The organism is uncultured Maribacter sp., from assembly GCF_947496775.1.
In the GTDB taxonomy this organism is placed as follows: domain Bacteria; phylum Bacteroidota; class Bacteroidia; order Flavobacteriales; family Flavobacteriaceae; genus Maribacter_B.
The window spans coordinates 35,266-61,968 of sequence record NZ_CANMDU010000010.1 but is presented as its reverse complement, the minus strand read 5'-3'; the positions used below and the strand labels follow the sequence as shown (position 1 = coordinate 61,968).

The window sequence follows — 26,703 nt, the reverse complement described above, 5'->3', positions numbered from 1 at the left end:
TTCACGGGAAACAGGAATGTTTTAAGGAAGTAAACTAGTTAATTTGGATATATGTATTTAAAGATACTCTGTAAGTAACTTATCTCTTTAGTACCTATTATATTCCTATGAAAAAGTCTTATCAAAAAGCAGCTTTACATTGTTTTTAAATAGAACCCAATTAGTTTTTTAAACTCAACTACCAATTTATAAACTAACGATTCTGGAGCTACTTCGAGGTATTAATCATTTTTGGCTTAAATTAAAATAAAACGAATCATCAAAATTATGTACATAATTATGGTGCTATTATTTTTTAAAAAGTGTTATCTTTTTAGCGAAAAATGCCCTGTAATAGAATTTCCTTCAACTCCATTAAACATAAACCAGTAATCACTTGCAGGAAGTCTCTTTCCGTTGTAATTTCCATCCCAAAATCCATTTTCAGCATCAAATTGAGCTAAAAGTTTACCAAAACGATTATAAATGGCAATGGAGCCTTCTAGACTAAAAAAGTCTTGATTAACTTTCCAAACGTCATGTATTCCATCTGCATTAGGAGTAAAGAACTTTGGAAATTTGGCAAGTATAGCTTCTTCTGAGTTTTCACATGAAAGTAAATCTATAGTTACTAAAAAACTAGATTCGTTTGAGCAGTTGGTAGTTGTATTATAGATATAAATAGTTTGTGTTTGTAGTATGGTGTCTCCTTCTGTTAACACTGAGCCTTGGCCATTACTTTCTGTAAAATAGTTGCCATTATTAAGTTCTGGTAGGGTATAGAATTCACATTCTGTTACATCCTTTAGTTCATCTACAATTGCCGGAGAATTGATCGTTACGTTAAAGCTGGTTTCATCGGAACAGTTTCCTACTCCTGTATGAATATAAATAGTTTGCGAGTTTGTAATTATAGTTCCTTCTTGTAATTGTGTTCCACTTGCATTTGGTTCTGTAAAGTAGCTATTGCCAGTGTTTAATTCTGGTAACTCGTAACTATTGCAAGAAATTACATCGTCTAAATCATCTGCTGTTATTGGTTCTGCCGCTATAAGACTAAATGTACTTTCATTATAGCAACCACCAGAGTCGGTAACTCTTACGGTGATAACTTCTTCGTTTGCAGAACTATTTGTGTAATTAGTAGTGAGGGTTAAAGGATTTCCTGTTGTATCATAATACGAAACTGTAAGTCCGTTTTGAGCGCCAATTACTTGCGATTCTACTTGAGTAAGGTCAATATTAAAACTTGTAAAACCATCTGCATCTAAATCGCAGGCTACTATATTTTCAACCGAATTAGCCGTGGGGCCATCAGCGTTTACGGTAAGTGATATTGGGTTACGTTCTAGTGTAAGATCGGTTACAATGGTACTTGTTATATTACAAGTATAGGTTCCAGAATCGGAAGTGTCTAAAGGGTTTAAAACTAAATCTGCATTTGTAGCACCCTCGATGATATTCCCATTTTTAAACCATTGGTACTCATTAGCAGAACCACTTACCATGGTTGATAATGTTATGTTTGATCCTTCACAACTACTAAAAGATTCAATATCATTGACTTTTGCCTGTGGACTGTAGAAAAACCCGAAAAGCTCTTGGTCGTAATGATTAAATTCGTTTTCAAAATCGCCGAATTCAAAGGCATTATCATTAAAGGATAGTGAATCTTCTTTATTTCCTGTTGGACCTAGCGTAAGAACAGAAGTAAAGTCAGGAATTGCCCCTTCAAATTGGTTATTTTGAAAAAATAAATATTTGGCGTTTGACCAATTAGAAAAAGAAGGAGATAACTCACCACTGAATTGATTGTTTGCAATATTTAAACTTTCTAAATTAATTAAGTTTGAATAGGTATCGGGTATTGGTCCGCTAAAATCGTTGTCCTGTAGATTAAGCCATATAAGCTTATCCCAACTTGCGAATAATGGCGATAACTCTCCCGAAAAATTATTGTGGTCTACTGAAAAATGAGTAAGATTAGTAAGATTTGCATATGAATCTGGAATGTTACCTGTAAATTGGTTATTGCCAACTTGAATGTTTTCAATCAAAACCCATTGATTATAACTCACAGGTAATTCTCCTGATAGTTGATTATAGTCTACGTTAAAAGTAATTATTTGGGTGAAATTAGCTAATGAACTAGGTAACTCTTGAGAAAGTTGGTTATTATTTAACAGAAAGCGTTGTATGTTAACCAATTGACCATACGTAACTGGTATACTCCCTGAAATATCTGTAAAACTAATATTTATGACTTTTAAATTCGTTAAGTTACCAAGGCTAGTGGGTAGTGTGCCATTCAAATTGTTTCCGCCAAGCCATAAAAACTCTAAGTTTGACATATCACCTATTTCATTGGGAATTGAGCCAGTAAGTAAGTTGTTATACAGATAGAAAGTTTCAAGATTTACTAAATTTCCATATTCAGGATATAGAAAGCCAGTAAAGGGGTTATTATTTAAGTCTAGAATTCTTAGTTGAATCATGTTCGTAATTTCAATAGGAATTTCACCAAATAAATTATTATTTGACAGTTGTATGTCTTCTAGTAAATTCAATGTTGTTAATTCAACAGGAATTTCACCACTAAGATTATTATCGTAAAGCTGTAAGGAAATCAAGTTGGTAAGTTGGGATATTTCTGGTGGAATATTACCTGTTAAATTATTTGATCTAAGGTTTATATGCTGCAATACATTAAGATTAAACAAACCCATGGGAAGGTTACCCATTAGGTTTTCCGCTGCGAGATTTAGCGTTACTAAATGTGGTAGATTACCAATTTCGTTAGGTATAATTCCTGTTAAGTTGTTTCCCCCATTTGTTAGATTTGCAGGGTTCATTTCTAAAGCAACAACATTACCCCCAGCAACGGTTAGCCCATACCAGTCATTGGTAACAGCACCACTAAAATCCCAGTCATTTGTTAGGTCTCCGTCATTCTCACTAATCCAATTTGGCCCGTCTGTGGCATTGTAAAAGGCTTGCAAAGCTGCTTTTTCAGCAGGTGTTACTTGGGCTTGCGTAAATTGAAAACAGAATAGACTTATCACTAAAATATAAAACTTCATGTGGTATTCGAATATCAAAAACAATTTGTTGTATTTCTTAATTAAATCTAAACTACTACTTTTTGTGTTGAGCCTTTTGGTTTTTATTCAATTATTTACGAAGTATTTTGTTATTTCTGTTTTTCTTAGAGGTTACTCTTTTAATTTACTCTGAATTGATTCTCACAACATAGATATCATTAGAGAAAATAGCAACATTTTCGGATAACACTTTTTAAGAACAGAAATTTTAATTGTAATGCATTTTTGCAATCTAGATTTATTTCAAGAATCTGAATTTGTATTTAGTACAAGTCCTTAAAAAATCTATGGCTATTCTAACTTTTTTAGTTAGAATTTTTGCTAAAGTGCCTTAAAAATAATTGACTACTACAGAACCCAAAATTAATGAGATATCTAGGTGTAAATTCAAAAAGAAGTAACGATGGTAATCGTTGCGCAAGCCCACCCTGCTCTCGAGAGCGTTATGCTCGTGCCTTACAGAGTAAATCAAATACAGTTATTTTCTTTTTCACGGGAAACAGGGATGTTTTTAGGAAGTAAACTAGTTAATTTTGGATATATGTATTCACAGATACTCTGTATGTAACTTATCTCTTTAGTACCTATTATATTCCTATGAAAAAGATAATATTCGTATTCTTTATTTTTAATTTAAATTTTTGTTATCCGCAAGCCGAGGCCAAAGAAGCAACACTGTCTAATTATGCTTTGGAGCTTACCAAGCAACAAGTTACTTACGACCCTAGTTATTTTTCTATAGAGTATCCTAACGGAGACGTTCCTAGTGATAAAGGTGTTTGTACCGATGTTATTATACGTGCGTACCGAAAAGCAAATATAGACTTACAGAAAAACGTGCATGAGGATATGAAAGCTAATTTTAAAGTGTATCCTAAGATTTGGGGGCTTAAGAGAACCGACAAAAATATAGACCATAGAAGAGTGCCAAACTTAATGACATATTTTACAAGACAAGGAGCAGAAAAACCAATTACCCAAAATGCAAAAGATTATCTTCCAGGAGACGTAGTTTGTTGGAATTTAAGGGGAGCCATTACCCATATAGGAATTGTAGTAGATAAAAAATCTAAGGACGGTAAACGAAATTTAATAGTTCATAATATTGGTGCAGGACAAGTTGTAGAAGATTGTCTCTTTGATTTTAAAATCATAGGGCATTATAGATATAAAATTTTACAGTAAAAAAGTAAAATTTATTTTGTTGTCTTACAGTTAGTTATACTTTTAAATGTCTAAAGTAAGAGTGTTATGAAAAAAATAGGGATTGTTGTTGGAGTGTTATTTTTTGCTGTTTTATCCTACGGGCAAGAATATAAAGTAGAAGAAAAAAAAGAAACCTTTAATTTTCAGTTAACTGTCTCGAGAATTATACATGCACCTAGGGGTATTTCGGAACAAAGAACTATTTTTTCTGCTAACGTACCTTTAGAATGTTCTTATTATACTAATAGTACAGAATTTGAAACTTCTAGGAATAATTTAGCGCAAAAAAGTCATGCTTTGGGAGCTATTGAAATAGAAATGCGATACCAATTCTATGCGTTTCTTTTTAAAAATTACCCTGAAGAAATGGATAAATACAAGCATTTGGGATATGCCGTATTGTGTAATGTAGTTGAAAGCCCAGATACAAAACCTGTTTTTAGAAAATACATGCAATCTTCTATGCGTGCCGTAAAAATGAAAGGTTTAGATTCCATACCATCTACACCAGTACCGGATTATGATGCTGTAAAGATTATTCATGTTAACAATTTTTCTTATGAAGAGGGCAATATACGCCTAGAAAAATCAAGAGTAGGAAATAGGCTAGAGGTTAAATACTATCGTACTAAGGATTATAAAGAGTTAGAAGAAAAAAAGTTTGATTTTTCTTCAAGACACAACAAATATTTTAGGCAAGAAAATTGGAAATACCAACAAAAAGCATCCGGTGCACGTGGAAATCATGCTCGTACCGTTCGGAGTAATTAGGTTTTCGTTTTGGTAAAAAAAGGAATATTTAAAACGCCAATTGTTGGTGCGAACGTAAGGACTCGTACTTGGAAAAAAATAAAGTGCAGAGAAAATAATTTGGAATTGAAATTTTTTACTTAGCCTTTTTTTTTTAGTAGCCAAGACATACTTATGGCTAATGCGCCATAAGCAGCTCCTATTCTTTCTTCTCTTTTAAAAGGGGCTACTTTAGCAACTATTCGCGTTGGGGATTTAGACTCCCAAAGGATTTTTTCCGGGTTTGCTATTTCATACACTTGCAGAAGTACATCTATTTTTGCTGCATGAGAAAACCCCACATTATAACCAGGGTACATCCATAGAGTTTGTACATGCAAATTGTATTTTGCATCAGGATTGTTTCTTGAAACTGTAACTTTTCTTTTTTTCGGTAAGGCGTAGTTAAAATATTCTATAAATAGTGGTTCATATACCGTATCTCTGTCCGCAAACCAGGAACCTCTAAATATGGCGCCAGAACCGGGATTGTGATTTTCTCTTAATTCCTCCTTAACTTGTATAAACTCTTCTTCTGTAGTATAGCCATGTACCTTCATATTGTTATAGCCAAAAGTGACGGATAGTTCTTTTTCCCCAGCTAACACAGAAATATCTCCGGAAGCTGTTTTTATTTTTTGACTTAAAATTGGGGTAACGCAAAGAATGATTAAAATAATACTCACTAATTTTTTCATGTCTTTATAACTTAAAGTGAAACAAACTTAATGTTTAAAATGACAAATTAAAGTTACAAATACATTTTTTGTTTACCTGTGAAAGCTGTCGTTTGTAACCAGTACCGAAAAGAGAAAACTTCTAGGAAAATACTTTGTAAATGGGGAGTGCATAAGTTAACTTAGTAAAGTATAAAGTATACATAATGGCTTTGTTTTCGCAATAATTTTTATAAAAGTTACGTTTGTTTTTATTTTCATCATGAAGAGTAAATTCAATGAAGGGTATAAAGTCTCCTTTTAAATAATAAGCTCAGTTGTTATACATATTATACCGTTGCCATTAATACGAAATGACTATAAACTATCAACTTACTAATTCGGATTTTTTAGAGTATCAGCTTTATACATCTTCAAAGTCGAAATCACATAAAAAGAAACGTTTACGTTCTAGGTATATAGTTTTTATATTATACACTTTATTAGGGCTTTATTTTGCCTATAAAAATGATAACAATCGTATGGGTGGTATAATGGCTTCATTTGGACTATTATGGTTTGCTTTTTATCCAATGTATGCCAAATGGAATTATAAAAGGCATTTTAAAAAACACGTTGAGGAAAATTATAAAAATCGGATTAACAAACCAGTGGAAATTGACTTTGATGAAAATTCTGCGAATGCCAAAGATTTTGCCTCTGAAAGTAAAATTAACGCAACTGAACTCAAAGAACTGATTGAAACTCAAAATCATTTTTTTTTAAAATTAACAACTGACTTATCTCTTATAATTCCAAAAAACTCGATTGAAAATAAAGTGAAATTTAAAAATCGTGTGACTGAATTAGGAGCTGAATATGTTGACGAACTGAATTGGAGATGGAAATAAAAGTACTAATGGCAACAAAGAACTGAGGTAAAAAACATAGGGCATTTGTGCTAAATCCTATCGATTTAACTTTGGAACAAAAAAAGAAAAAGCAAAACAATAAGCTTTAGCTTCGTCGGCAGAATGGAAACGAAAAGTTTCCTTACCATAGCCGAGTCGTTATAATAAAATAGAAATTAAAACCATAGAAAAATGAAAAAAGTAAAATATCTTGTAACTCTTTTAGCAGTAATTTTTTTGATAGCCTGTAGTGGCTCCGACACCTATAGAGGAGACTGGAAAGCTACAAATGTAGATGGCGAGCAGTATAACTTAACTTTTAATGCGAAGAGCTTTACGGTAACCAATACGGCCGGAGAAGTAACCAATTATAACTATACGCAGAACAGTGTAAATATAAAAAATTCTGTAGAAACCTACGGACTAAATTTAGAAGACGGTAGAAAATACCAACTTAATTTTCCACTTGCAGATGATGAATCTGTAGGCCTGTTGCTAGATAGTAATGGAAAAGTACTATATGCTATTAGTAGAGATAATTATATAACCTATGACGATATTTTTGCTTTAGATTAATTCCGTTTTTAAGAAAATAACAATAATCAAAAGAGATAATATTAAATAGTGGCCATTATCATATTGTTCTAATAATGGCTCTTATTGTGTGTGATAGTCAATTAAATGGATTATTTATTGAATTTATTGTAACAAAATGCATTTAATTGCTACATATGTGTAAAATATATATTATGGCAGGAGAAGGATACATGTTACATGCAATTAATACTTTAAGGCAAAATAGAGCTATGCTTAAAAAGCGTAGGTCAGCTAAAGAAAACGATTTACATGTCTATAGTTCTACACAAACCAAAGTACATTTTAAGGAAGTAAGTCCAGAAGAATTACAAAGAATAAAAGGCGAAATTAGAGAAAAGGCTAACAAGGTAAAAAGGAGAGACTTTATAATCACTTTAGTTATCTTTTTTATAGGTCTTGGCGTTTTTGTATACCTTAATTTTTATGCCTCTATATAGAAATAATAAATCGTTTCTTTTTTAACGTATTTTAGTTGTTTAATAAGAATAAAGAGAACACTGGTTAAATATGAAAAAAATTGGACTTATTGGTGGAATGAGTTGGGAATCTTCTCAGGTTTATTATTCTATTATTAATGAAAAAGTCAGGGAAATCTTAGGCGGATTCCATTCCGCTAAATGTGTGCTAGAGTCTGTTGATTTTGCCGAAATAGAAAAGTTACAGCACCAAGATAATTGGGAGTCTCTAAATAAAAGTATGGTAGAAGCTGCGAAAAATTTAGAAAATGCTAAAGCAGATATTATTATTTTATGCACTAATACAATGCATTTGTGCAGTCCGGAAATAACCAAAAATAGTAATGTGCCCTTTTTGCATATAGCTTCTGCTACAGGTAAAGTAATAAAACAAGAAGGCATTAAAAAGGTATTATTGCTGGGTACAAAGTTTACTATGGAAAAAGAATTTTTTAAGGATATTCTTAAGGAAGATTATGGAGTAGACGTAATTATACCAAAAGATGAAGATAGAGAAATTGTGCATACGGTTATTTATGAAGAACTAGTACATGGAAAACTAGAAGCAAGCTCCAAGGAAAATTACATAAGAATAATAAATAATTCTATAGCAAATGGCGCCCAAGGCGTTATCTTAGGGTGTACCGAAATTCCTTTGCTTATAAAAAGTAAGGACGTAGATATTCCTGTTTTTGATACTACAAGAATCCATGCCGAAAGTGCGGTAGAATTTGCATTACAATGATTATTTTTTTTAGGAAGCTACACTTATAGTAATAAATAACACAGTTATATTAAAAATAGGATCTAGAACTAAATAGCTATTTCTTAAGAATGGTATTTAGTTTATGTTTGGGTTTAAATTAAACTAGACCTAGATATGAAATTAATACACGTAAAGCGCTTTTTAACCTTTCTTTTAGTTGCTTTTTTAGTACAGACAATACATAGTTGTACCGAAAGTGCTGTAGAAGATGAAATAGAGAGACTTGGAGAGGAGGAGCAAGAAGAAAAAGGGGGAAATATGACAGCCGAAGTTAATGGGGTTAGTTTTGATGCTTTTGTAATGGGTAATAATGAAGCTGTTGGAGCTTCTATAAAAGAACTTCCTAATGGGCAGTATTTAGGGGCTATATCTGGGTATGATTTTCATACTGGTTTAACCAGACCAAAGGTTATAATTTTTTGCATTATCGGTATGGATTATGACACGTTAAAGAATGGAGAAGTTTATGATACTATTTCATCAGATTTAATATCTACAGGTGCTTATGCCTGGTATACGCAAAACAATGGTGCGGCAGGTAATGAAGGATTTGGAGATAATAAAGAACTAGAAGAAATTTATGTTAAAATAACAAGTATAGATAAGGATAAAAAACTCATTTCCGGAGAGTTTAATTATAAAGGTTCTTCTACAACTACAGGAAAAACATATAGGATAACCAAAGGAAAATTCTCTGATGTTCCTTTTGAGTTAGAACGGGAGTAAGCATTTTATAGAAGGAGTATTGTTTTTTTGTTTTAGTCTACACCTTTTATAAAGGAGCTTTTAAGTATTTTCTTATAGGTTACTTAATTAACGTATTTTAGTGCAGAAATGTAAGTTGTATTAATCCAGATAAAATACGGTATGAACGAAAAAAAATACATAACCAAAGGCAAAGGTCTTCCTAATTGGGAAAACCCAATAAGCCATGCAGTAGTAGTAAATAATATGTGTTTTGTAAGCGGACAATTATCTGTAAATACCAAAGGAAATTATGTGTCAGGAACAATTTTAGAGGAAGGTAAATTAGCATTCTCTAATTTTTTTGCGGCCTTAGAGAATGCCAATTTTAAAAAAGGAGATGTTGTTTTTATTGATATAGCTTTCGATGACTTAAAAGATGTGTCAGCAATTAATACCTTATATATGGAACTATTTCCAGAAGGAAAGCGACCAGCAAGGACAATCTACCAAGCAGAAGCATTACCATTTGGTGGAAAAGTAAAAATAACAGGAACTGCAGTAAAAGACCTATAATATATTCTCCATGGCTTAAAAATTTAATTACCCCCTTTTTAAGTGTATTTGTACCCTTTTTTTTATTGTTTTATGAATACCTTTAAAGAAGCAATTTTAGATAAAAATTAGAATTTAATTTCAGTGTATCATGAAAGTATTAAAATGGGGGGTTAGTATCGTTTTATTTTTAGGCGTAATTGTAGTACAGGCGCAAGAAATAGAGCCTGCTAAAGTAAAAAAGGTAATGAAGAAAGTTGCCGATTGGCAAATACATCATTTTTCAGACAGTTATAGCGGACGTAAAAACCCCCATCATCCATTACATTGGGCAAATGGTGCTTTATATGTTGGTATGATAAAATGGGCGGGAATGGCACAGGAGGATACGTATTACAATTGGCTTAAAGAAATAGGAGAATCTAATAATTGGAATTTACATGAGCGTAAATACCATGCCGATGATCATACGGTGGGTCAATTTTATGCGGACTTATACCGTAAGTATAAAGACAATAAAATGCTTAAACCAACTATAGAACAGTTTAATTTTATTAGAATGCATCCTTCCAAGAGTTCTTTGCGTTGGGATACTCCGTACCACCAAGATCGTTGGGATTGGTGCGATGCTCTATTTATGTCTCCCCCAGTTTGGGCAAAATTGTATAAAATTACAGGGGAAAGAAAGTACTTAGATTTTATGATGACAGAATATAAAGCCACTACAGATTTTCTAATGGATAAAAAGGAAAACTTATTCTATAGAGACGAAAGATATATGGATAAATTAGATAATGGCACGAAAATATTTTGGTCCCGAGGTAATGGTTGGGTTTTTGCCGGACTTGTTAATATTATGAATGAGCTAAATCCGAAGAGTAAGGAATATAAGTACTTCTTAAAAATTTATAAAAAAATGGCTAAAAAATTATTGCAAATACAAACTGCTAAAGGGCATTGGTCTATGAGTTTATTAGGAGATGCAGCATACCCAACGCCAGAAACAAGCGGCTCTTCTTTCTATGTTTACGGATTAGCTTGGGGTATTAATAATGGTATTTTAGATAAAAAAGAATATACCACAGCAGTTAAAAAAGGATGGATAGCAATGGTTAGTTATGTAACAGAAGATGGTATGCTTGGTTATGTGCAACCTATTGGAGCTGCACCCGGAAAGGCATGGGCAGATAAAACAGAAGTTTATGGAACAGGAGCCTTTTTAAGTGCAGGCTCTGAAATTTATAAATTATACGGAGGGAAGTAAAATACTAGCAACCTACATATTGTTTTCTTAACAAAGGCTCTTGGCCAATTATTTTAATGCTGTATACAGTATTATATACATTTCAGACTCCATACGATTATTCCTTTATATTTGAGCTTAAAATGGCATAAAAGGTTTGTATACCATAAGCTATTTTTCCTATTTCTAAATTTTCATTAGGACTATGTTGGTTATTGTCTGGGTTAACCATAGGAACAATAAAAGCTGGTATTTTTAATTCATTTATAAAAGGCGCAATAGGAACAGTACCTCCCATGGTTCTTATCTGTACAGGGTTTTCTCCAAAAGTATCTGTTAATGTTTTTACAAGAAAAGCACCATAAGGGTTATCTAATTGTGTGCGGAAGGCATCTGTTATTGAGCCTTCGGTAACCATCATAATTTTATCATGAGACAATCTAGTCTCTTTATTCGGCACTTTGGATGTTAAGAAAAAACCTTGCTTTTCTAAATGGGTTTTTACTAAATCTTTAAGACGACTACCATCGGTCTCAGGAACTAATCGTATATCTATTTCTGCGGTTGCACTTTCTGGAACAATGGTGCGCGCTTTTTTTCCTATCCAAGCGGAACCTAATCCTCTAATATTTAAGGAAGGATATTGTAAAGACTCTTGATAAAAACTACCCACTTTATCAGGTGTTTTTATCCCTAAATTTTTATGAATACTGGCAGCATCATCTGGTACATTTTTAAGAATAGTCATCGTATTTTCGTCTATAGTAACACCATCATAAAACCCTGGAATACTTACTTTGCCTTTTTCATTTTTCATACTAGCTAAAGCTTTGGATAACAAAAGGGCAGGATTAGGTGCATAGTTGCCGTAATGACCGCTGTGTTGCTGTTTTTGGGGCCCAAAAGTGGTTAGAGATAAGGTGGTTATACCTCTACAACCATAAACTATTGTTGGCTTGCCTGAGGAATGAACAGGACCGTCGTTTATGATTAAAAAATCGGCCTGTAATAGTTCTCTATATTCCTTAACCGCTTTGGGTAATGGTTTACTGCCTTTTTCTTCTTCACTATCGAGAATAACTTTTACATTAAAAGGAAGTGTAATGTTATTTTCTTTTAACAAGTCTATAGTATTTAAGAACATAACAATGGGTCCTTTATCATCGGAAGTAGAACGACCAAATAAACGCATACTATAATCTAAATTAGTATTTAGAGTGTCTATAGGTAGTGTTTTCCAGTTGTCTCCTTCTTTTGTTTTTAAAACCATTTTGTATGGGTCCGGTTGGTTCCATTTGCTTTTTTCTACAGACTGCCCATCAAAATGCATATAAAATAAAATAGTAGGTTTTTGATCCTCCATTGGTAAAGCAGCAAAAAACAAGGATTCTCCGGAAGTTGGCAAAACGGAAGAGTTAAAACCTCTGGCATTAAAATTTTTAGTTAACCAGGTTAGGTTTCTATTAATATCGGCATGCTCTAAAGCGTCGTTTGGAATGGCAATAAAATCTCTTAGTTCCTTTATAGTTTGGCGAACTTGTCTTTTTAATTGAGCTTCTTCTTGTGTATAACTTTTAAAGGCAATTAAAAGAAGGAAAAGTATACTTAGTTTTTTCATTTTTAGTCTTTGGTAATTAAAAACTAAAAGTAACGATTTCTAACTCCTAAGCATAGTTATAATTCTTAAAATTAAGAGTCTTGTTAGTAGAATAAATGGGAAGCCGTGAAAAAGAACATCTAACCAATCTTTACCTTCCATGCCAATGGCGCCACCAGCTATCCATTTAATTTTACCTTGGAGATGTGGCTCTGGAAAAAAAGGTGCCATGCCTAAAGTTAGGCATAGCAGTATAACTAATTTCCAGTCATTTATTAATTTCATTCTTTATCGAACGCTCTTTATAAAACCAGAAATACCTTTAATACCTTCTTTGTGCAGATGTTTTATAAAGGCAGAGCCTATAATAGCTCCTTTGGTAGATTTTGTAGCTTGTTTAAAGGTTTCCGCATCTTTAATGCCAAAACCAACTACTTGCGGGTTTTTTAGGTTCATTTTTTTTATTCTACTAAAATAATCTTCTTGGGTGTTTCCAAAACCAGATTGAGAACCTGTAACACCTGCTGAACTTACCATATATATAAATCCGTCAGAGGCAGCATCAATTTGTTTGATGCGTTCGTCACTAGTCTGTGGTGTGATTAAAAATATATTGAGTAAGCCGTGTTTTTCAAAAATTGCTTTATATTCCCTCTCGAAAACATCTAGCGGAAGGTCCGGAATTATGAGTCCGTCAATGCCTATTTCAGCACATGTGGCACAAAAAGCCTCAACACCATATTGGAGCATAGGGTTAAAATAGCCCATAATAATTAATGGAATATGTACCGTTTTTCTAATATCTTTTAATTGCGAAAAAAGAGTTTCCGTAGTCATCCCATTTTTTAGGGCAATGGTAGAACTCTCTTGTATGGTAGGACCATCTGCTAAAGGGTCCGAAAAGGGGAGTCCGATCTCAATAAAATCGACGCCATTTTTTTCTAAATCCTGAATAATGGTAAAAGTATCATTCAAAGTAGGAAAACCAGCACTAAAATAAATAGAGAGTAGTTTTTTATCTTCTTGTATTTTTTGTTTAATACGATTCATAGTCAATTTATAAATTGAAATATTTTATGTAATTATCTAAATCTTTATCTCCTCTTCCGGAAAGGCATAAAACAACTACATCTTCTGGAGTAAAAGTTTTGTGTTTAAAAATTGCAAGTGCATGGCTACTTTCTATAGCAGGAATAATACCTTCTAGTTTGGTTAATTCCAGCCCAGATTGCATAGCTTCATCATCGGTAGCGGAATAAAATTCAGCCCGTCCTGTTTTGTATAAATGCGAATGCATAGGACCAACGCCAGGGTAGTCTAAACCGGCAGAGATAGAATATGGTTCTGTAATTTGTCCGTCTTTTGTTTGCATAAGTAAGGTTTTGCAACCATGTATAACGCCTTCTTTTCCTAAAGCTGAGGTTGCTGCACTTTCGCCAGAATGTACACCTTTACCAGCAGCTTCTACAGCAATTATGCCTACTTCTTCTTCATGTAAAAAGTGATAGTAAGTGCCGGCAGCATTACTTCCGCCCCCAATACATGCAATTACGTAATTGGGGTTTTCTTTTCCTTCTTTTTCTTTTAATTGCTTTTTTATCTCTTCCGAAATAACGGATTGAAAACGAGTAACCATATCTGGATAGGGGTGAGGGCCAATAGCAGAACCAATGATGTAATGGGTGTCTACGGGGTTGTTAATCCAATCGCGAATAGCTTCGTTAGTAGCATCTTTAAGAGTTCTGCTGCCAGACAATGCAGGGCGCACTTCTGCACCAAGCATTTTCATGCGCGCAACATTCGGGGCTTGGCGAGCAATATCTATCTCTCCCATGTAAACAATACATTCCATACCCATTAACGCACAAACAGTAGCAGTAGCAACACCATGTTGACCAGCACCAGTTTCTGCAATAATTCTTTTTTTGCCTAGACGCTTCGCCATTAATATTTGCCCTATAGTATTATTTACTTTATGAGCTCCTGTATGGTTTAGGTCCTCTCTTTTTAAATAGATTTTGGTATTGTATTTCTTGGACAATCGTTTTGCAAAATATAAAGGCGAAGGTCTGCCAACATAATCTTTTAATAATTGGTTAAACTCTTCTATAAAAGAAGGTTCGCGCATTATTTTTAAATAGTTTTGTCTTAGATTTTCTACATTAGGATACAGCATTTCTGGAATAAAGGCTCCTCCAAAATCACCATAATATCCTTTTTCGTCAACGTTATAATTCATATTCTTTTTTCTTAATAGTCTTATAGATTTAAGTTCAAAGTCTAATGTCTAAAGTTTTCCTTTTGTTTTTTGTAAACAATAAGCTCCTAATAATTTTTGGTCTTTATTTTCTAAAATGTTATTTGATATAATCATTTTAAACTCCTAAATCCTAACTTTCGCAATAAACTGCTTTAATTTTTCTATATTTTTTAATCCAGGGCTATCTTCAAACTTACTATTTATATCTAAAGCATAGCAATATTTAGCTGCATTGGTGTGTAAGAAGGAAATTATTTTATCTGTCTCTTCTAACCCTATTCCACCACTTAAAAAGAAAGGTTTGGTAGATGGGTATTTTTTTAAGACATTCCAATCGAACGTATATCCATTTCCACCAGGTAGTTCTCCTTTAGTATCAAAAAGGAAGAAATCGCATACCTCGTCAAACTCTTTTAAAACGTCAAAATTAAATTCGTTTTTTACTGAGAATACTTTGATAATTTTTACACCTTTTGCTTTTTCTTGTAATTCTTTACAAAATACGGCGCTTTCTTTTCCGTGTAATTGTACGCCAAGAAGGTTGTATTCTTTAATTTTATTTAAAATTTCGGGAATAGTTTCATTAACGAAAACCCCTATTTTTTTGATACTATGTGGCATTGCAGGCATATTGCCAGAAAAAGAACGTTTGGAGGGCTCCCAAAATATAAAACCTAAATAATCTGGTTGTAATGCCGCAACTTCCGAGATATTGAGCTTCATTCCACAAATTTTAAGTTTTGGTATACCGATTTTTATCGGCTCCTCTTTTTTTGTGTAATAGTAATTACTCATGGGTATCTATTTTAAAGAGTTGATAAAAGTGGTTGCACTTTCTCCAGGGTTATCTGTCTTCATAAAGTTTTCTCCTATTAAAAACCCCTTGTAATTATAAGGTCGTAGTTCTTTTATTGCTTCTATAGAACTAATACCACTTTCGGATACTTTTACAAAATCGTCAGGGATTATCTCGGAAAGTGTTTTGCTGGTTTCTAAACTTACTTCAAAAGTTTTAAGGTTTCTGTTATTAACCCCAAGCATATCTAGAGAAGGCATAACGGATTTATGTAATTCTTCTTCGTTATGAATCTCTAGAAGTACATCTAAATTTAGGCTTTTTGCTAATTCTGAAAATGTTTTAATTTCTTTTCTAGTTAGGATGGCAGCAATTAATAAAATTACATCGGCTCCATGGGCTTTTGCTTCTAGAATTTGATATTCATCTATAATAAATTCTTTACGCAATAGTGGCATTCTTACTGCCGCTCTTGCGATTAATAAATCATCTATAGAACCGCCAAAATACTTACCATCTGTTAAAACAGACATGCCACAGACTCCAGCATTTTCATACCCTGTAGCTACATCTTGAACATTTAAGGTATGGTTGATAATAGATTTAGAAGGAGAACGTCTTTTGTGTTCCGCAATAATTCCGGTAGTGCTATTTTTTAATGCATTTGCTAGAGAAACCGTTTTTCTTGAAAAAAGCACAGAACTCTCTAGTTGGGAAACGGGAATTAAAGATTTTTTTATATCTACCTCCTTACGTTTGTCAATAACTATTCTTTCTAAAATATCCATTAGGCGCTGAGGTTTTGTAATTTTTTAAGGGTTTCTAGTCCTTTTCCACTTAATAAAGATTCTTTGGCAAGTTCAAAACCTTCTTTTGGAGTGCAATTTTTTACAGTAGCAATTGCAACACCAGCATTGGCGCAAACCACATTGTTTTGCGGAGCGGTTCCTTTTCCTTGTAATACATTCATAAATATTTGAGCAGAAGATTCCACGGTATCTCCGCCATAAATCTGGGACTGTTGTATAGGTTCTAACCCAAAATCGGATGGTTTAATAATTCCTTCTGTATGGTTAGAAATAGTTTTGGTGTCTCCTGTTAAAGATATTTCGTCATATCCATCTAAGGCATGCAAAACTGTAAATTTTTTATCTGTATTCTGGTATAGGTAACCATACATTCTTGCCAATTCTAAATTGAAAACGCCAACCATCTGGTTTTTAGGGAACGCTGGGTTTACCATTGGGCCAAGCATGTTAAAGAAGGTTTTCACCCCAAGTTCTCTACGAATCGGAGCAACGTTTTTCATTGCAGGGTGAAATAAGGGAGCGTGTAAAACACAAATTCCGGTTTCGTCCAAACATTTTTCTAGAAAACCTGCATCATTACTAAATTTAATGCCTAGAAATTCCATTACATTACTACTACCACAAGACGAAGAAACACCGTAATTTCCATGCTTAGTTACTTTAACACCTGCTCCAGCCGTTACAAAAGAGGATAGGGTAGATATATTGAAAGTGTCTTTTCCGTCACCGCCGGTACCACATAAATCTATAGGGTTGTAGTGCGATAAATCTACTGCTAAACAAAGCTCTAAAAGAGCATCACGAAAGCCTTCTAACTCTTCAATAGTAATGCTACGCATCATATATACGGTTAAGAAAGCGGCTATCTGACTTGTATTATAATCGCCTTTAGCAATATTAACTAATACTTGTTTAGCATCTTCTTTTTCTAGAATATCGTGATTAATAAGTCGGTTTAATATTTTTTTCATCGTTCTAATTATTTATCCAGTTTTCTAGTATTTTTTTTCCATTAGGAGTAAGTACCGATTCTGGATGATATTGCACAGCAGAAATATCATATAGTTTATGTCTTAAAGACATTATTTGTCCGTTTTCATCGAAAGAAGTAGCTTCTAGAACTTCTGGCATATCAGGATTCACTACCCAAGAATGGTAACGACCTACTTCTATTTCAGAAGGTAAATCTTGAAATAGAATATCTTCTGGTTTTGTAATTTTTATTTTAGTAGCAATACCGTGGTATACTTGTTCTAGATTTATAAGAGAACCGCCAAATACTTCAGCTATAGCTTGTTGTCCTAAGCAAACACCAAAAATACTTTTGGTGGGAGCGTATGTTGCAATGATTTCTTTAAGAAGCCCAGCTTCATCAGGAATTCCTGGTCCTGGAGAAAGTACAATTTTATCAAAAACATCTACTTCTTCCAGACTAAGTTGGTCATTACGTTTAACAACAACTTCGCAATTTAAATCTTCTAAATAATGTACCAAATTATAGGTAAAACTATCGTAATTATCTATGACTAATATTTTTTTCATTGTAGTGTCTATTTTGGAAATTTAGATAGATTCTGCAATTTCCAATGCCTTGGTTAATGCGCCTAATTTGTGATATGTTTCTTGTAACTCGCTTTCTGAGTTAGATGCTGCTACTAAACCAGCACCTGCTTGGTAATGTAATTGGTGGTTTTTGCTAAGAAAAGTACGTATCATAATAGCATGATTAAAATTACCTTCGAAATCCATAAAGCCAATTGCTCCACCATAATAACCTCTACTAGTTTTTTCGTATTTTTCTATAAGTTGCATAGCCATATGTTTTGGAGCGCCACTTAGGGTACCTGCAGGAAAAGTATCTGCAACTACTTTCATTGTGGCTATGTCTTCTTTCTTTTGCCCCGTAACTTTAGATACTAAATGAATTACATGAGAAAAGAATTGAACCTCTCTATAATTTTCCACTTTAACCATATTTCCGTTTCTACTAAGGTCGTTACGAGCAAGATCTACGAGCATTACATGCTCACTATTTTCTTTATCGTCTTTGGAGAGTTTTTTCGCTAAAATGGCATCTTGCTCATCATTACCAGTTCTTTTAAAAGTACCAGCAATTGGGTGTATCTCTGCTTTTCCGTCTTTTACGATTAGTTGCGCCTCTGGAGAACTTCCAAAGATTTTAAAATCGCCATAATCAAAATAAAATAGGTAAGGAGATGGGTTTACGGAACGTAGAGCTCGGTATACATTAAATTCATCCCCTTTAAATTCTTGAGAAAAGCGTCTAGAGAGTACTAATTGAAAAACATCACCACGTTGGCAATGCTTTTTTGCAAGTTCTACATGTTCTCTATATTCTTCATCTTTTAAGTTAGATGTAGGTTCTCCTTGAATAGAGAAATTATACGATGCAAAATTTCGAATATTTAAAATTTGCTCTATTTCTGCAATATTTTGCTCATTATTATAGCAATGAGCAAAAATATATGCTTCATTTTTAAAATGATTAATTGCTATTATGTTTTGATACACGGCATAATAAATATCCGGAATTGTAACACTGTTTTCTTTTTTAGAAATTTTTACATCCTCATAATACCGTACCGCATCATAAGCCATGTAGCCAAAAAGACCATTGTTTATAAACTTAAAATCATTTTTATTGCCTTTAAATTTTTTGCTAAAATCATCTAAAATAGAAACTACATCTGTATTGCTATCGATTTTAGTTTTTTGGGAAGTTTCATCCGGAAATTGTTGAGAAATAGTTTCGTTTTCTACTTTAATAGATGCAATTGGGTTACAGCAGATATAAGAAAAGCTATTGTCATTGGCATGGTAGTCGCTACTCTCTAATAAAATACTATTAGGAAAGCGATCCCTTATTTTTAAGTATACGCTTACGGGTGTAATGGTATCTGCTAATATTTTTTTAAAATGTGTCTCTAATTGGTACGTCATTAGATAAAATATTTAAGTTTTATAAAAAAGTAAAGGCTTGTCGTGATGACAAGCCTTTTATATAGTTTAACTACAATGATGCTCTGCTCACGTTGTTTTTCGCAAGTTATTCCACCACCAAGTATTTGTTCCTTTGTTTTTCATTAAGCATCAAATATAAAAAGGATTTTTAAAATAGCCAATAGGCTGTGCTAAAAATAATAAAACCCCGTCACTTTGTTATAAGTAACAGGGTTTTAGAATAGGTTTGGCTTAATTTAGAAAGCCATATCTACTACTAAATCGAACTCATCATAGATTGCTTTGTCTTTTAAATCGTCAAAGAAACTAGAAGAACCGTACTTAATATTAAATTTTGTTCTGTCTACTTTTAAAGTTGCAGTGGCTTTGTTTTCGAAAACAGAAACTACAAATGTTACTTCTTTAGTAATACCTTTAATAGTTAAATCTCCTGTTACAGTGTAGGAGTTTTTATTAAAAGATTTTAAACTTTTAAAGATTAATTTGGCGGTAGGGTGTGCTTTAACACCAAAGAAATCGTCAGATGCCAAATGCCCATCTAATTTACCTTTGTATTCTCCCTCTAAATCTGTTGTGTTAATAGTAGTCATATCAACAACAAACTCTCCTCCAGTAAGTTTACTGCCATTAAAATCTAAAGAACCAGATTTTAAATTAATTGTTCCTTCATGGGAACCTGTTACTTTGTAACCTTTCCAGGTAACAGTACTTTCACTTGTTTTAACTGTTTTTTTATCACCGTCGATTGGTGTGTTTGCTGTAGCTGAAAATCCAAATACTACTGCTAATGCTAAACTTAATAACTTCTTTTTCATCTTTAATTTAATTAATAGTTAACGTTGTTTTTATGTTTGTTATAATTGCGTAAATAAATTCTCTTTTGATTTGCGTACTTTTTTATAATGCTGTGTTTCATCGTTTTCTGATCTAAAGCCTATTGTTGCTATTACAGAAGCATTTAAATTTTTGTCTGAAAGACCTAAAATATTATTATACTCTTCGGCATCAAAACCCTCCATAGGGCAAGCATCAACCTGAATAGAGGCGGCGGCAGAAAGTAAATTTCCTAAAGCTAAGTATGTTTGCTTGGAAGTCCAAATATTTTTAATTTCATCAGTTAATGGAGTTAGTTTACTTTTCATGAAATCGCCATATTCTTGTAAAGAATTTTCAGGTAAATTTCTTGTTGAAATTACATTTGTTAAATAATCATCTATAAGATTATCCTTAAATGTAGTTTGATTTGCAAACACAATTAAATGCGATGATTCTGTAATCTGGACTTGTCCCCATGAAGCGGCTTTTAGTTTTTCTCTAATTTCTCTATCCGATATAACAAAAACATGGTATGGTTGTAGGCCATACGAAGAAGCGCTGAGCTGCACTGCATCAAGAATAAAATTTAATTGTTCTTCTGTTAATTTTTTCGAAGAATCAAATTTTTTAGTAGCGTATCGCCACTGTAAGTTGTTAATATAATCATTCATTTCGCTAAAATTTATCCAATAATTGGTTTAAAGTTTCTAATTCTTTTTTTGAAAAATTTGCTACTAATTTGTTTTCGGTTTCGGCCATGGTAATATCAATTTTCTCTAATTCTTTTTTACCATTGCTAGTTATGCTTATTTCTATTTTTCTTCTGTTGGCTGCACAGGTTTTGCGTTCTACATAGTTTTTGGCAATTAGTTTATCTACTAAGCGTGTGGTATTACTCATTTTAGTAACCATTCTTTCATTAATCGTACCAAGATTAGCTGGTTTACCGTTTTGCCCTCGTAGAATGCGTAATACGTTAAACTGTTGTATGGAAACATCGTAAGGTTTTAAAGCTTGAGATATTACCTCATTTATTTTATGGCTAACCAATATAACATGAACAACGGTTCTTTTGTCAATTGGAATTTCTTTATCAGTTTTTAAAATCTTTTCTATATTCATGTCTATACAACATTTGTATGTACAAATGTATAAAAATTTGTTTTATGAAACTTTTTTTTTTGGATTAAATTTTTGTTAAAAAAAAATAATTCTTGTTTTTTGGGCCATTAGAGATAAAACTTTTGTTCGTAAAGGAGTCTAAGAACAATAGGAATCTGTCGTGTAAAAAGAACACATTAAGCGGCTATATTAAAGAACAGTCTTTATGATTTTGCTAAGAAGGCCAGAGGAGTTGTTTCTATTGAGTTTAAAAAGAGTTGCTTATGGAAATTGATTTTTATGATTTTACTTAAAATTCGTCAGGGTTTAAGTCTCTTTGTGATTCAGGTTTTGTTTGCCTAATTAATAAGGTTAGGTTGTTTTAACAATAGTTGATAGTAATATGGGTCTTTAGATTTTTGCCATATCGTAGGTGAAGGTAGGAATGTATAGAACAGGCTAGGTTGTAAGGTATATAGAAGAAATGGTAAAAAAACGGTTGGGAGACATAGGGGTAGATGATACCCTGTCTTTATCAATGAAAGGAGAATCTGTACATGGTTTGGCTGTAAAAGACCGCTATTTCGGAAAAATGTTAGATAACTATACAAAAGCTTATTTACAGGAGTGTAATCTTGATTATAGAAATATCTATGTTTCACTATTAAAAGAGAGGTTACAAACAGAGCCAAGTTCTATCTTAAGCGGAAAGTTTAAAACCTTAGGTTTGGTTTAAGTAATTCTATAAATAATGTAGTATTTTTGAGATATCAAAAAAAAGTACGAAAAAATGGCAGATTTATCACAGCAAGAATGGGAGGAACAACTAGAAAAAGACGATAACGCATTTATTCTAGATGTAAGAACCCCGGAAGAAATAGAAGAAGGATATATTCCTAATTCTACGAATATTGATATTTATTTGGGTCAAGAATTCTTGACAGAAATAGAGAAATTAGATAAGACAAAGAATTTTTATGTGTACTGCCGTTCCGGTAATCGTAGTGGGCAAGCTTGTGCTATTATGAATAGTATTGGTATTGAAAACACTTATAATTTGGTAGGCGGTTTTATGAATTGGGAAGGTGAAGTTGCAGAATAAATAAAATAGATTTAGTAAATTAAACCCGCTTTTTAAGTGGGTTTTTTTAGTTAGAACCTTTATTAGTTTTACATAATAATAAATGCGAGAGGACTTATTACATTTTATTTGGAAACATAAAAAGTTTCCTCAAATAGGTTTGAAGACAACCGAAGGTAGTTCTCTTTCTATTGTTAAAATGGGTCAGCATAACCATGAAGCGGGCCCCGATTTTTTTAATTCACATATCCGTATTGATGAACAATTATGGGTAGGTAATGTGGAAATTCATTTAAAATCTTCGGATTGGTATGCCCATAATCATGAAATAGATGATGCCTATAATTCTGTTATATTACATGTAGTTTGGGAAGATGACGGAGCGGTTTTTAGAAGTGATAATTCCAAGATGCCTACATTAGAGTTAAAATCTTTCATAGGAAATAATCTTCTAGTTGCTTATAAGGCATTATTCAATAACTCGGGAAAGAAATTTATTAACTGCGAAAAGGGAATTAAGGCGGTAGATGATTTTATAGTCCAAAATTGGCTAGAGCGTTTATTTTTTGAACGCTTAGAACAAAAGACAGAAATTATTAAAGAGTTATTGCAAAAATCTAAAAATGATTGGGAGTACGTTCTTTTTATAATGCTCTTAAAGAATTTTGGGTTAAAAATGAATGGAGAACCTTTTTTTAGTTTACAATCCGCATTGCATCCATCCGTAGTTTCCAAGCTTAAGAATAATGGGTTTCAGTTAGAAAGTGTGATTTACGGTTTGCTTGGGGTTTTAAAAGAGGAGGAGTGTTTGGATAATTATTATGTGGAGTTGAGAAAAGAATACCAATTTTTAAAAAATAAATTTAATCTTTCGGAAGAAGGGGTAATGAAGCCAAAATTTTTTAAACTCCGACCTCCAAATTTTCCTACAATTAGGTTGTCACAATTTGCAAATTTGTATAGTGTGCATCAAAATTTATTTTCTAAATTAATAAGAAATACGTCCTTAGAAGATTTGCATATAATTTTTAAGGTAAGTGCTAGTGATTATTGGGATACCCATTTTACTTTCGGTAAAGAATCTAAGAAAAATAAGAAGCGAATTACTACTAAGTTTGTGAACTTAATAATTATAAATACGATACTTCCATTTAAATTTTATTATTCTAAAACTTTAGGAAAAGATAATGATGAAGAGTTGCTTAAAATTATTTCTAAAATAGCGGCAGAAGATAATTCTATCATAAACAATTTTAAAAAGTTAGGTGCATCTTGTTCATCTTCAAAAGAAAGTCAGGCTATATTGCAATTATATAATAAATACTGCACAAAAAATAAATGTTTGCAATGCGCTATTGGTACAAGTTTATTAAAAGGAAATTCCTAATTTTATCCAATGAATTTTTTCTATAAAATTTTATATTATTTTCAAAAGAGAGGGTTCGAGGTTTGCGGGCGTATTGCTGATCGTTTAGGTATAAGAGCGAGAGTGGTTCGCACCTCCTTTATATATGTAACATTTGTAACCCTAGGGTTTGGATTTGCATTATATTTATTTGTGGCTTTTTGGCTGAAAATTAAAGATTTAGTACACACGAAAAGAACTTCCGTTTTTGATTTGTAATTATGGCAAAATTGTTTAGAACAAGATTTTATGTAGCAATAGGGCTAATGCTTGCAGTCTTATTGTTTGGTGTTTTGGGGTACCGTTTAATTTTGGATTACTCATGGGTAAATGCCATGTATATGACTATTATTACGGTTACCACGGTTGGTTTTTCGGAAGTACAACCTTTGGGAGCTGAGGGTAAATTATTTACAATTGTTTTAATAATATCGAGTGTTTTTATTTTTGCTTTTGCTATTTCTGTAATTACAGAATATATTTTGAGCAGGAATTCTATGCAACTATTAAAAAAGAAGAAAGTGAAGAATACAATAGGAAAATTGTCTAACCATGTAATAGTGTGTGGTTATGGTAGAAACGGAATGCAAGCGGCAGCAAGACTAAAAGCTTACAAAAGACCTTTTGTAGTTGTAGAAAAGGATAAGGAAATTATAGAAAAATTTGAGGAGGAAATTCTATTTGTTGAAGGTGATGCAAATGAAGATAAAGTTTTAATAGAGGCAGGTATAGATAGGGCGCAATATTTAATCGCGACTCTTCCAGATGATGCTTCCAATTTGTTTGTGGTTCTTTCTGCAAGACAGATAAATAAAGATTTGTTCATCGTTAGTAGGGCTTCTTTGGTTACATCACAAAAAAAATTAGAATTAGCAGGAGCTAACCAGGTGATTATGCCCGATAAGATTGGAGGGGATCATATGGCGTCTTTAGTAGTTATGCCAGATTTAATAACCTTTATGGATAAACTTTCCGTAGAAGGGGAGCACACAACTAATTTAGAAGAGGTGGCTATTGAAGATTTTGCAGATCAGGTAGATTGTAACTCTCTTAGGGATTTAGATTTGCGCAGAAAAACGGGCTGTACTATAATAGGATATATAGCTCCAGATGGAGAATATATTATTAATCCAGAGGCAGATATGAAATTACAACCTAAAAGTAAAGTAATTGTTTTAGGGAGGCCAGAGCAGATTAAGAAATTGAATAAAATGTTTCATATAGAATAATATTAAATGACTATATATTTGATTACGGTCATTATTTTTTAGATATTGCTTGCGGACTAATTAATTTAATAAATACAAATTTTATATTATGAAGTATAAACTTCTATCGTTTTTTGCATTATTTGCTCCTTTATTAACCATGGCTCAAGAGGTCGGTTTGGATCAGAAAATTGATCAAGCTTTTAAACCTATTTCAGATTTTTTCTCAGCAGTTATTTTCTTTGAAGTGTTCGGTGTTCCATTTGTTTTAATATTATTGGTACTGAGCGCTTTATTTTTTACGATTTATTTTGGGTTTCCTAATATTAGATATTTTGGAAAAGCAATAAATGTGGTAAGAGGTAAGTATGATGAAATAGATCATCACGGAGTGGAGAAAGCAGATGTTAATATTGTTGATGGCGATATTGTTGGTACTATCGGTGATGAAAGTCAAGAAGGAGAGGTTACTCATTTTCAGGCTTTAGCAACCGCTGTTTCTGGTACAGTTGGGAATGGTAATATTGCAGGTGTTGCATTGGCAATTGCCTTAGGAGGTCCTGGAGCCACTTTTTGGATGGTTATTTGTGGATTATTGGGCATGTCATCAAAATTTGTGGAATGTACACTTGGTGTGCAGTATAGAGATGTTGGTGAAGACGGCACTATTTACGGTGGCCCTATGTATTATATAAGCAAAGGTTTAAAGGAAAGAGGGTATACTATGTTTGGAAAAATAGCAGCAGCAATGTTTGCTATTTTTTGTATTGGAGGTTCTTTTGGTGGAGGTAATGCTGCGCAATCTAATCAAGCAACTATTGTTATAAAAGAGTTAATGGGGCTAACTAGTACTAGTGCAGGTGCCATTATTGGTCTTATCTTGGCTATATTAGTAGGGATAATCATTATCGGGGGAATTAAGAGAATTGCACAAGTTACAGAAAAAGTAGTACCTCTGATGGCTGTAATGTATTTAATAGCTTGTTTGTATATTATACTAAGTAATTTTACTCTAATAGATGATGCATTTTCATTAATTTTTAAAGAGGCCTTTACTCCAACTGCAATAGGGGTAGGTAGTTTTATAGGAGTTTTATTAGTAGGTTTTAAGAGAGCAGCTTTTTCTAATGAGGCTGGCGCGGGTTCTGCATCCATTGCGCATTCTGCTGTAAAAACTAAATACTCTGCATCTGAAGGGTTGGTGGCATTGTTAGAGCCATTTATAGATACAGTTGTAATTTGTACCATGACAGCATTAGTAATTATCATTTTTAATTTTGGCGGTTTCTTTGAATATGGAGGAGAAGGTTCTGTTATGATAGATGGGGTTCCGTATGAAGGAGCAGGAATTACTTCTATGGCTTTCGCACAATACATTCCTTATTCTAATGTGTTTTTAACCGTTGCGGTAGTTTTATTTGCAGTATCTACCATGATATCTTGGTCGTATTACGGTTTGCAATCTTGGAAATTTTTATTTGGAAGAGGTAAAACAGCAGATATGGTTTATAAACTGTTGTTCTTAACCTTTATTATTATTGGAGCAGCAGCAAGTATGTCTTCAATTTGGGCTTTTTCCGATGCTATGATTTTTGCAATGGTATTCCCGAATATGGTTGGGTTGTTTTTCTTGTTCCCAGTAGTTAAAAAACAATTAAATAGATTTTTAGGAGCTATTAAAGAAGCAAAATTGTAAAACATAATTC

At 32.8% G+C, this 26,703-nt stretch carries 29 protein-coding genes; 15 read left to right on the top strand and 14 right to left on the bottom strand.

The window, feature by feature from the left end:
- Nucleotides 1-305: 305 nt before the first annotated feature.
- A complete protein-coding gene (locus Q0856_RS14965; protein WP_298506302.1) occupies nucleotides 306-3,059 on the bottom strand; it encodes a T9SS type B sorting domain-containing protein in 2,754 nt (917 codons plus the stop codon).
- Nucleotides 3,060-3,677: 618 nt separating this feature from the next.
- Between Q0856_RS14965 and Q0856_RS14960 the strand changes: the two genes are divergently transcribed.
- Nucleotides 3,678-4,265, top strand: coding sequence for a DUF1287 domain-containing protein (locus Q0856_RS14960; RefSeq protein ID WP_298480788.1), 588 nt, complete (start codon nucleotides 3,678-3,680; stop codon nucleotides 4,263-4,265).
- 66 nt (nucleotides 4,266-4,331) lie between these two features.
- Entirely contained in the window at nucleotides 4,332-5,057 is a 726-nt protein-coding gene (locus Q0856_RS14955; RefSeq protein WP_298506299.1) for a hypothetical protein, read from the top strand.
- Between the two features lie 119 nt (nucleotides 5,058-5,176).
- Here Q0856_RS14955 and Q0856_RS14950 read toward each other — a convergent pair whose 3' ends face one another.
- Nucleotides 5,177-5,773, bottom strand: a complete 597-nt coding sequence (locus Q0856_RS14950) for a hypothetical protein (protein ID WP_298506298.1) — start codon at nucleotides 5,771-5,773, stop codon at nucleotides 5,177-5,179.
- 332 nt (nucleotides 5,774-6,105) lie between these two features.
- Between Q0856_RS14950 and Q0856_RS14945 the strand changes: the two genes are divergently transcribed.
- From Q0856_RS14945 to Q0856_RS14915, 7 genes are all read left to right on the top strand, one after another.
- Nucleotides 6,106-6,642, top strand: coding sequence for a YcxB family protein (locus Q0856_RS14945; protein WP_298506296.1), 537 nt, complete (start codon nucleotides 6,106-6,108; stop codon nucleotides 6,640-6,642).
- 192 nt (nucleotides 6,643-6,834) lie between these two features.
- Nucleotides 6,835-7,218, top strand: coding sequence for a hypothetical protein (locus Q0856_RS14940; protein WP_298506295.1), 384 nt, complete (start codon nucleotides 6,835-6,837; stop codon nucleotides 7,216-7,218).
- A 173-nt stretch (nucleotides 7,219-7,391) separates the two neighbouring features.
- Complete coding sequence (locus Q0856_RS14935) at nucleotides 7,392-7,676, top strand: hypothetical protein (RefSeq protein ID WP_298506293.1); 285 nt, start codon at nucleotides 7,392-7,394, stop codon at nucleotides 7,674-7,676.
- A gap of 70 nt (nucleotides 7,677-7,746) precedes the next feature.
- Nucleotides 7,747-8,439, top strand: coding sequence for an aspartate/glutamate racemase family protein (locus Q0856_RS14930; protein WP_298506292.1), 693 nt, complete (start codon nucleotides 7,747-7,749; stop codon nucleotides 8,437-8,439).
- A gap of 135 nt (nucleotides 8,440-8,574) precedes the next feature.
- Nucleotides 8,575-9,186, top strand: a complete 612-nt coding sequence (locus Q0856_RS14925; RefSeq protein WP_298506290.1) for a hypothetical protein — start codon at nucleotides 8,575-8,577, stop codon at nucleotides 9,184-9,186.
- A gap of 141 nt (nucleotides 9,187-9,327) precedes the next feature.
- Nucleotides 9,328-9,720, top strand: coding sequence for a RidA family protein (locus Q0856_RS14920; protein ID WP_298480805.1), 393 nt, complete (start codon nucleotides 9,328-9,330; stop codon nucleotides 9,718-9,720).
- Nucleotides 9,721-9,850: 130 nt separating this feature from the next.
- The gene (locus Q0856_RS14915; protein WP_298480806.1) at nucleotides 9,851-10,963 is read left to right on the top strand and encodes a glycoside hydrolase family 88 protein; all 1,113 of its coding nucleotides are present in this window, start codon (nucleotides 9,851-9,853) and stop codon (nucleotides 10,961-10,963) included.
- Nucleotides 10,964-11,060: 97 nt separating this feature from the next.
- On the opposite strand, the gene Q0856_RS14910 is transcribed toward Q0856_RS14915, so the two are convergent.
- The 12 genes from Q0856_RS14910 to Q0856_RS14855 all read right to left on the bottom strand — a co-directional run bounded on the left by Q0856_RS14910 (nucleotide 11,061) and on the right by Q0856_RS14855 (nucleotide 21,324).
- Complete coding sequence (locus Q0856_RS14910; RefSeq protein ID WP_298506288.1) at nucleotides 11,061-12,560, bottom strand: M20/M25/M40 family metallo-hydrolase; 1,500 nt, start codon at nucleotides 12,558-12,560, stop codon at nucleotides 11,061-11,063.
- A 39-nt stretch (nucleotides 12,561-12,599) separates the two neighbouring features.
- Nucleotides 12,600-12,824, bottom strand: coding sequence for a hypothetical protein (locus Q0856_RS14905; RefSeq protein ID WP_298480810.1), 225 nt, complete (start codon nucleotides 12,822-12,824; stop codon nucleotides 12,600-12,602).
- Between the two features lie 3 nt (nucleotides 12,825-12,827).
- The gene (gene trpA / locus Q0856_RS14900; RefSeq protein WP_298506286.1) at nucleotides 12,828-13,589 is read right to left on the bottom strand and encodes a tryptophan synthase subunit alpha; all 762 of its coding nucleotides are present in this window, start codon (nucleotides 13,587-13,589) and stop codon (nucleotides 12,828-12,830) included.
- A 7-nt stretch (nucleotides 13,590-13,596) separates the two neighbouring features.
- Entirely contained in the window at nucleotides 13,597-14,778 is a 1,182-nt protein-coding gene (gene trpB / locus Q0856_RS14895) for a tryptophan synthase subunit beta (protein WP_298506284.1), read from the bottom strand.
- A gap of 144 nt (nucleotides 14,779-14,922) precedes the next feature.
- The gene (locus tag Q0856_RS14890; RefSeq protein ID WP_298506281.1) at nucleotides 14,923-15,522 is read right to left on the bottom strand and encodes a phosphoribosylanthranilate isomerase; all 600 of its coding nucleotides are present in this window, start codon (nucleotides 15,520-15,522) and stop codon (nucleotides 14,923-14,925) included.
- Nucleotides 15,523-15,600: 78 nt separating this feature from the next.
- Nucleotides 15,601-16,383, bottom strand: a complete 783-nt coding sequence (gene trpC / locus Q0856_RS14885) for an indole-3-glycerol phosphate synthase TrpC (protein WP_298506279.1) — start codon at nucleotides 16,381-16,383, stop codon at nucleotides 15,601-15,603.
- The gene (gene trpD, locus Q0856_RS14880) at nucleotides 16,383-17,375 is read right to left on the bottom strand and encodes an anthranilate phosphoribosyltransferase (RefSeq protein ID WP_298480820.1); all 993 of its coding nucleotides are present in this window, start codon (nucleotides 17,373-17,375) and stop codon (nucleotides 16,383-16,385) included. Before trpD ends, trpC begins: the two co-directional genes overlap by 1 nt.
- Before the next feature lie 4 nt (nucleotides 17,376-17,379).
- Nucleotides 17,380-17,946, bottom strand: a complete 567-nt coding sequence (locus tag Q0856_RS14875; RefSeq protein ID WP_298480822.1) for an aminodeoxychorismate/anthranilate synthase component II — start codon at nucleotides 17,944-17,946, stop codon at nucleotides 17,380-17,382.
- 21 nt (nucleotides 17,947-17,967) lie between these two features.
- Nucleotides 17,968-19,365: an anthranilate synthase component I family protein gene (locus Q0856_RS14870; protein ID WP_298506275.1), complete on the bottom strand. Its 1,398-nt coding sequence runs from the start codon at nucleotides 19,363-19,365 to the stop codon at nucleotides 17,968-17,970.
- 257 nt (nucleotides 19,366-19,622) lie between these two features.
- Nucleotides 19,623-20,201 carry a YceI family protein gene (locus tag Q0856_RS14865; protein ID WP_298506272.1) on the bottom strand — a complete coding sequence of 193 codons (579 nt, stop codon included), beginning with the start codon at nucleotides 20,199-20,201 and terminating at the stop codon, nucleotides 19,623-19,625.
- A gap of 39 nt (nucleotides 20,202-20,240) precedes the next feature.
- Nucleotides 20,241-20,873 (bottom strand): NAD(P)H-dependent oxidoreductase, encoded by a 633-nt coding sequence (locus tag Q0856_RS14860; protein WP_298506270.1) that lies wholly within the window; start codon nucleotides 20,871-20,873, stop codon nucleotides 20,241-20,243.
- A gap of 4 nt (nucleotides 20,874-20,877) precedes the next feature.
- Nucleotides 20,878-21,324, bottom strand: coding sequence for a MarR family transcriptional regulator (locus Q0856_RS14855; RefSeq protein ID WP_298506267.1), 447 nt, complete (start codon nucleotides 21,322-21,324; stop codon nucleotides 20,878-20,880).
- A 463-nt stretch (nucleotides 21,325-21,787) separates the two neighbouring features.
- Between Q0856_RS14855 and Q0856_RS14850 the strand changes: the two genes are divergently transcribed.
- From Q0856_RS14850 to Q0856_RS14825, 6 genes are all read left to right on the top strand, one after another.
- The gene (locus tag Q0856_RS14850) at nucleotides 21,788-22,039 is read left to right on the top strand and encodes a hypothetical protein (protein ID WP_298506264.1); all 252 of its coding nucleotides are present in this window, start codon (nucleotides 21,788-21,790) and stop codon (nucleotides 22,037-22,039) included.
- Between the two features lie 54 nt (nucleotides 22,040-22,093).
- Nucleotides 22,094-22,405 (top strand): rhodanese-like domain-containing protein, encoded by a 312-nt coding sequence (locus Q0856_RS14845; protein WP_298480833.1) that lies wholly within the window; start codon nucleotides 22,094-22,096, stop codon nucleotides 22,403-22,405.
- 82 nt (nucleotides 22,406-22,487) lie between these two features.
- Nucleotides 22,488-23,771: a DUF2851 family protein gene (locus Q0856_RS14840; RefSeq protein ID WP_298506261.1), complete on the top strand. Its 1,284-nt coding sequence runs from the start codon at nucleotides 22,488-22,490 to the stop codon at nucleotides 23,769-23,771.
- Nucleotides 23,772-23,780: 9 nt separating this feature from the next.
- Complete coding sequence (locus Q0856_RS14835) at nucleotides 23,781-24,008, top strand: PspC domain-containing protein (protein WP_298480836.1); 228 nt, start codon at nucleotides 23,781-23,783, stop codon at nucleotides 24,006-24,008.
- Nucleotides 24,009-24,010: 2 nt separating this feature from the next.
- On the top strand, nucleotides 24,011-25,018 hold the full coding sequence (locus Q0856_RS14830) for a potassium channel protein (RefSeq protein WP_298480839.1): 1,008 nt from the start codon (nucleotides 24,011-24,013) through the stop codon (nucleotides 25,016-25,018).
- A gap of 88 nt (nucleotides 25,019-25,106) precedes the next feature.
- Nucleotides 25,107-26,693 carry an alanine/glycine:cation symporter family protein gene (locus tag Q0856_RS14825; protein WP_298506258.1) on the top strand — a complete coding sequence of 529 codons (1,587 nt, stop codon included), beginning with the start codon at nucleotides 25,107-25,109 and terminating at the stop codon, nucleotides 26,691-26,693.
- Nucleotides 26,694-26,703: the final 10 nt, after the last annotated feature.